General features: G+C 57.7%; 7 protein-coding genes. 2 read left to right on the top strand and 5 right to left on the bottom strand.

Annotated features, from left to right (window positions below; translation table 11 throughout):
• The 5 genes from FHT75_RS35560 to FHT75_RS35540 all read right to left on the bottom strand — a co-directional run.
• A partial coding sequence (locus tag FHT75_RS35560) for an alcohol dehydrogenase catalytic domain-containing protein (RefSeq protein WP_183845821.1) occupies positions 1-234 on the bottom strand: 234 nt, incomplete at its 3' end.
• 399 nt (positions 235-633) lie between these two features.
• On the bottom strand, positions 634-1,224 hold the full coding sequence (locus tag FHT75_RS35555) for a YceI family protein (RefSeq protein ID WP_245294544.1): 591 nt from the start codon (positions 1,222-1,224) through the stop codon (positions 634-636).
• Positions 1,225-1,237: 13 nt separating this feature from the next.
• The gene (locus FHT75_RS35550; RefSeq protein ID WP_183845820.1) at positions 1,238-2,092 is read right to left on the bottom strand and encodes a hypothetical protein; all 855 of its coding nucleotides are present in this window, start codon (positions 2,090-2,092) and stop codon (positions 1,238-1,240) included.
• 402 nt (positions 2,093-2,494) lie between these two features.
• The gene (locus FHT75_RS35545) at positions 2,495-3,112 is read right to left on the bottom strand and encodes a TetR/AcrR family transcriptional regulator (protein WP_063473981.1); all 618 of its coding nucleotides are present in this window, start codon (positions 3,110-3,112) and stop codon (positions 2,495-2,497) included.
• Positions 3,113-3,168: 56 nt separating this feature from the next.
• Positions 3,169-3,519: a DoxX family protein gene (locus tag FHT75_RS35540; RefSeq protein WP_063473982.1), complete on the bottom strand. Its 351-nt coding sequence runs from the start codon at positions 3,517-3,519 to the stop codon at positions 3,169-3,171.
• A gap of 140 nt (positions 3,520-3,659) precedes the next feature.
• Between FHT75_RS35540 and FHT75_RS35535 the strand changes: the two genes are divergently transcribed.
• Positions 3,660-4,766: an alcohol dehydrogenase catalytic domain-containing protein gene (locus tag FHT75_RS35535; protein WP_063473983.1), complete on the top strand. Its 1,107-nt coding sequence runs from the start codon at positions 3,660-3,662 to the stop codon at positions 4,764-4,766.
• A 93-nt stretch (positions 4,767-4,859) separates the two neighbouring features.
• Positions 4,860-5,426, top strand: a complete 567-nt coding sequence (gene gfa, locus FHT75_RS35530; RefSeq protein WP_063473984.1) for an S-(hydroxymethyl)glutathione synthase — start codon at positions 4,860-4,862, stop codon at positions 5,424-5,426.
• Positions 5,427-5,600: the final 174 nt, after the last annotated feature.

Here is a 5,600-nt window from a genome sequence, read left to right as displayed (position 1 = left end):
CACCGAGGTGACGCCCGGGCCGACATCGACGACGATGCCGGCGCCCTCATGGCCGAGGATGGCCGGAAACAGGCCTTCCGGATCGGCGCCCGACAAAGTGAAATCATCGGTGTGGCAGATGCCTGTCGCCTTGACCTCGACCAGCACTTCGCCGGCCTTCGGCCCTTCCAGCTGCACGGTCATCACTTCGAGCGGTTTTCCGGCCTGAACGGCAACGGCAGCGCGAACGTCCATGGGTTTCCTTTCGATTGTTACCAAATTTGCCGCGGCGCGGCCTGAGTGCGAGTGTTACGTCGCAGATGAATGAGGGAGATTTTGATCGGCCGTTGTCACTCCGGATACGGTCGAGCTTGGCGGCGCGGCCTCACCACAAACGAGGACTGCAAACGAACGCATGTAAAGATCCTCCCGATGCGCGCTAACGGCTTTATCCCTGCCTTCCAGCAGCGCTATCTCTCGTTAACATACCAGTTCGTATTTGCATACCCAAAAGTATCTGAGAAGCCGGAAAAACCAACTCGGCTGCCTATCCCAGGCCGGACGGCATAAGGGTTGCGCCCATACGGAAAAATACCGCCGCTTTGTGGCGACGGTATCCCTTCGGGAAGGGACCCTACGGTCCGGATTGTTTGATCAGCCTTGGTGCTCGCGGCCTTCCACCTGAATCACGAGCTCGACCTCATCACCGATCATTCCGAGCGCTGCCTTCATGCCGAAATCGCTCCGCTTCACCTTGGTTGTCGCGCTGAAGCCGACCACGTGGCTTTTGTCCCACGGGTTCTGGCCTTCCTTATTGAACTTGACATCCAGGGCAGCGGACTTGGTGACCCCGGCAATGGTTAGGTCGCCAATAATTTGTCCTGTGGTGTCGGAGGTTTTCTTGAATTCCTTGCCGACGAAGGTGATTTCCGGAAATTCGGTCGCATTGAACCAATCGGCGCCCTGTATGTCGCCGTCGCGCTGCTTGTTGTTCGTCGAGATCGAACCGACCGCGACTTTGACATCAAGGCTGCTTCCCTCGGGCTTCGTGGCATCGAATTCGAAAACGCCTGAGAATTCCTGCGCGACGCCAATCACTTTCGAGAAGCCGAGATGATCGATGTAAAACGCGATCCCTGAATGGACCGGGTCGATGTCGAATTTAGTGGCCCAGGCGGGCGACATCGTTCCGGCGAGCGACGTCATCGAAAGCAACAAAGCTGCAAGTCTGTATTTCATTTTCATTCTCCTCCTCATGTTAAACTGGAAAACTCGATCCATAGTCCAGGAACGCGACAACGACCGCCAACGCGGCCGGAAGCGCAGCCAGGGCGATATGGACGAAAAGGCGCGGAAACTGCCGAGATATGCCAAGCAGCCGGCAGATACCCTCCGAGAACACTGGCAGCACGACGCAGAGGCCGAGGATCGCGATGGCGATGGGATCGGCTTTGCGCGTGATCAATACCACGGTGTAAGCGACGGAAATCAGTCCACCCAATGCGCCGGTCGCCGAGGCGCCGCCAAAGCGGAAAACGGGATTGATGATGTGTATCAGGAGAATTCCCAGGCAACCTGCTACGAGCATCAGACAGAGCTGAAACGAAGAGGACGATGCACCCAGAAGGGCAATCGGCGCGAAGCCGAGCGCGAGCACGGCAACGACGCCGCCCCGCTTTACGTCATCCTCCGCGCGAACCGACGCCCCGCCCAAGACGAGCCACACTATAGCCACGCCAGCCGTTGCAGCTGCCGCCACTTCCCACGTCGCCACTCCCAAGCGGGGCAGGCCAATATAGAATGCGGCCGCCACCGGCTGAAAAAGGGACACAACTCGAACCGCGCGTCGGGCGGCGATCTCGACCGCGAACCCGACTGCCGTCCCGATAACAATCACATAGAATACCTTGTTGACCGCCCCGACAGGCGGAAAAGCCGGCACTTTGTTGTAGACGAGCCAATAGGCTGCCAGCAATGCAGCAGGCATTAGGAGGTCAGTGGGGCGCATCAGGCGGCGCCAGCGCATCAGGCCCGACGCGATAATGCCGACGAGCACCATGGCGAGCAGGGACGCGGCCAGCGCCTCCTGCGGGGAGTTGCCAAATCCAAACATGCGAAGTCTTCCGAATTGCGAGATGTATATCCTGCAGCGCCAGCACGCTGACGCGTGCACCCGGCGCCGACAAAACCGGTGCCTTAGCCTCCGGCTTGCGTGCTTCGACAGCTCACTGTCATCTTACCTTTGCTCATAATCCCCCCATAGCCCGCATGCTCCTCAACAGCGGTCGACGCAGTCTGTAGTTTAAATACCGTATGGTTTTCGCATACCAATTAGACTTTGAATGAAACCTAGTCTTTGAATTTTTAGATGTCAAGCTTGCTATAGGCGCAATGTGGGTGCTTTCCCCCGCAGCGCCGCAGCTTCGACGATCGACAGAATGTTGACAGGTCAAGTGCGTGCGGGACGACTAAGGCAGAGCCGCCCGTTTCTCATGTCGACGGCAGATGGCCTCTGTCAGGCTTTTGCAGGGACACCGGGCGTGGTTGCCCGCGACGAGCGGTACATGTCTCGCAAGACGACCCGGACCATGTCCCCAGGCGCTCCGTCCTTGAGGAAGCTCGAAATACCGCCATAGGTGAGCTCGAGAACGATACCGCCGATATAGAATGGGCTCGCAGGAGGCTGCATAACGAGATCCAACTTGTCGATGAGGATCTTACCTACGCCTTCCCATTGATCCCGGAAAAGCTTGATGTGACGATCTCCCAGCGTGTGATCATGCTGTGCCATGCGCAGCAGCTCGATCGCCAACATCCCCCACTTGCGGTCATCTCCGCGATTGTTCGCCCACGTTGCGAGAACGTCGATGAGGTCCATCGGCTCATCACATTTCCCGAGAAGTTCCGTCAGTTGGACCACGTCGCCACCGGCATTGCCGGCGAGGAGTTGGAGGAAGATGTCTTCCTTGTTGGCAAAGTTCGAATAGAACGCTCCTTTCGAATAACCGGCCTCCTCGGCGATCCGCTCAATCGAAGCCCCAGCGTAACCGTAGCGTGCCATGACTTCATACGCCGACGCTAGAAGCTTCTCTTTCGTTCGAGCCTGACTTTGCTCACGTGTCAGCCGTGCCATTCGCAATTCCCGTTCTCGCGTATCCGGACACCGAGGCGTACCTCAAAATGCAGTGATCATACAAGAGCCGTTAGCAGACAAATGAGTGCCCAGAAGATCGGATACTCCGGCCCCATCTTCTGCCAGCGCCAGTTCATGCCGTTGATCTTCACGACCGCGTAGCCGGCCCCGAGCAATACCGAGGCACCTACGACGGCTGCAACCCTGGGGTAGACAGTAAAAGTCATGCCCACTGCGGCACATCCCTCAGCAACCATGGTAAGGCCCACGAAAAGTCTTCCGGGCTTGAAACCCGCCGCTTCGAATGTACTCCCGGCTTTCTCATAGTGCAGGCCCTTGCCGATGAGATGCGGAATGAACCAGACGCCGCAGAGAATGCGGAGCCAGTCAACCAAAACGAAATCCATTTCTCCTCCTTGACGCCGGCCTCCGCCGGGTCGGCGAGGATAGTTGCCATTCCCCGCTTGCCTTTTCAGATACTAAACGGTATTCACAATCCATATAGGATGTCAATGCGACGCAATCTTTGAGTTTGGGAGGAATACCAATGGAACTGATGCGTGCCGCCCGGCTTCATGCCGTGGGTCAGCCGATGAGCATTGATGAGGTCGAGCGTCCGAAGGCCACCGGAAGTGACGTGATCGTCCGCGTGAAAGCCTGCGGAATGGTTCCGAATCTCGCGAACGTTCTGGCCAACTGGGAGACTTGGTATCCGCAGATGCCATTGCCGCCACGGCCCGCGATTCATGGCCTCGATCCAAGTGGAGTGGTTCACGAGGTCGGTCCCCAAGTGGTCAGCATTAAGCCGGGCGACAGGGTGTACGTGAATCCCGGCCGCTTCTGTGGTGCATGTCATCATTGTTCTTCGGGCAAGCCGCAGGCCTGCGAATATTGGACGCTTGGCGGTTACTTCGGCTACAACCAAAAAAGCATGGATATGTTCGCCCGTTATCCTTACGGCGGGTTCGGCGAATTCATGCTCGCACCGCAGGCTCAGGTCATCAAAATCCCCGACAATATGACGTTCGTCCAGGGTTCCCGTATGGGCTATCTCGGCACCTCCTATGCCGCGCTCAAAAAATGCGGTCCGCTCATGGGCAAGACTCTGATCATCAACGGCGCCACTGGGACGCTAGGCTTGGGTGCAACGCTGTTCGCATTGGCGATGGGCGTTGCCAAAATCTACGCCGTGGCCAGGGGCGAGACATTGCTTAAGCGGCTGAAAGCGATCGCGCCGGACCGGATCGTCACGTTCTCGAACGTGAAGGGATCCTCGGGAGCTTTCGTCAAGGAGCAGACTAACGGGAGCGGCGCGGACTTGATGCTTGATACGCTCGGCGCCAAGGCGCCGCTCGACTCCATGCTGGACGCCATGGGTGGCGTCAAACGGGGAGGGCGCGTCGTCAATATCGGCGGCACGTCTGGGGCTTTGCCCGTCGACGTCAAATGGTGGATGGACGAGCAGATGGAATTGATCGGCTCGGTTTGGTTCACGGCCGCAGAAGGGGTGGAGATTGCGGCGATGGTCGCAGCAGGGATCATCGACATGTCGGTCATGTCACCGATGGTTTGGCCGCTGGAGAGGATCAATGAAGCCATTTCTGGTGTCGGAAAGGACGAAGGCGGCTTCACCTACTACGCTGTCGAACTGTAGCGGAGTTCCAATCGAGCGGCCTAATCGCTGATCGGCCACCTGCCGATCTGAAAGCCGGGCGCAGTTGTCTGGCCAAATAGGAGGAAAGAAGCAATGGCAACCATACACCCTTATGTCGATGGGGGATTGAAAAAGGGCGGCGGCCCGTTCGCTGGAGGCACTCTCGTATGTGAGTGCACGACGAACCCTGTAAAGGTGAAGATCAACGGCGATATCGCCCATAATCATGCCTGCGGCTGCACCAAGTGCTGGAAACCGGTAGGCGCAAACTTCTCGATTGTTGCAGTGGTACCCACGGAAGCCGTGGAAGTCGTTGAGAACGGCGATAAGCTCACGGTCGTCGACGCAACAGCCCTCATCCAGCGACACGCCTGCAAGGAGTGCGGTATCCATATGTATGGGCCGGTGGACCGGGATCATCCGTTCAAGGGCTTATCCTTCGTCCATCCTGAGCGTTTCGAAGAAGAAGGATGGGCGGAACCCGGATTTGCCGCTTTCGTATCCTCAATCATCGAGGCTGGCTATGACCCCTCGAAGATGGATGCAATCCGTGAGCGTCTCACCGAGCTGGATCTTGCGCCTTATGACTGCCTCTCACCTGGTCTGATGGACTACATCGCCACGTGGACGGCAAAGAAGAGCGGTGTCCTGGCGGCTTAGATCGCAAAGAGCCGGACAGCGGTCCGGCTCCCAACCGGAGCCAGTTCAGGAAAGTTCCATAATTCAGCTTATGCCGCAAATTGTTGTAGCGGCTATTTAGTAATGCGACAGTTGGGCCAGTTAGAGATGCGACAGTCTCGCCTCTCGACGTGCTGGTCAATGCCAACGTTGGGA

This window comes from Rhizobium sp. BK112 (assembly GCF_014193215.1).
Lineage (GTDB): Bacteria > Pseudomonadota > Alphaproteobacteria > Rhizobiales > Rhizobiaceae > Rhizobium > Rhizobium anhuiense.
This window is presented reverse-complemented; position numbering and strand designations above follow the sequence as displayed.

What these genes read in the sequence shown, in the direction of transcription:
- gfa (WP_063473984.1), top strand. Translation starts at nt 4,860, where the DNA reads ATGGCAACCATACACCCTTATGTCGATGGGGGATTGAAAAAGGGCGGC.
- FHT75_RS35550 (WP_183845820.1), bottom strand. Translation starts at nt 2,092, where the DNA reads ATGTTTGGATTTGGCAACTCCCCGCAGGAGGCGCTGGCCGCGTCCCTG.
- FHT75_RS35555 (WP_245294544.1), bottom strand. Translation starts at nt 1,224, where the DNA reads ATGAAAATGAAATACAGACTTGCAGCTTTGTTGCTTTCGATGACGTCG.
- FHT75_RS35545 (WP_063473981.1), bottom strand. Translation starts at nt 3,112, where the DNA reads ATGGCACGGCTGACACGTGAGCAAAGTCAGGCTCGAACGAAAGAGAAG.
- FHT75_RS35540 (WP_063473982.1), bottom strand. Translation starts at nt 3,519, where the DNA reads ATGGATTTCGTTTTGGTTGACTGGCTCCGCATTCTCTGCGGCGTCTGG.
- FHT75_RS35535 (WP_063473983.1), top strand. Translation starts at nt 3,660, where the DNA reads ATGGAACTGATGCGTGCCGCCCGGCTTCATGCCGTGGGTCAGCCGATG.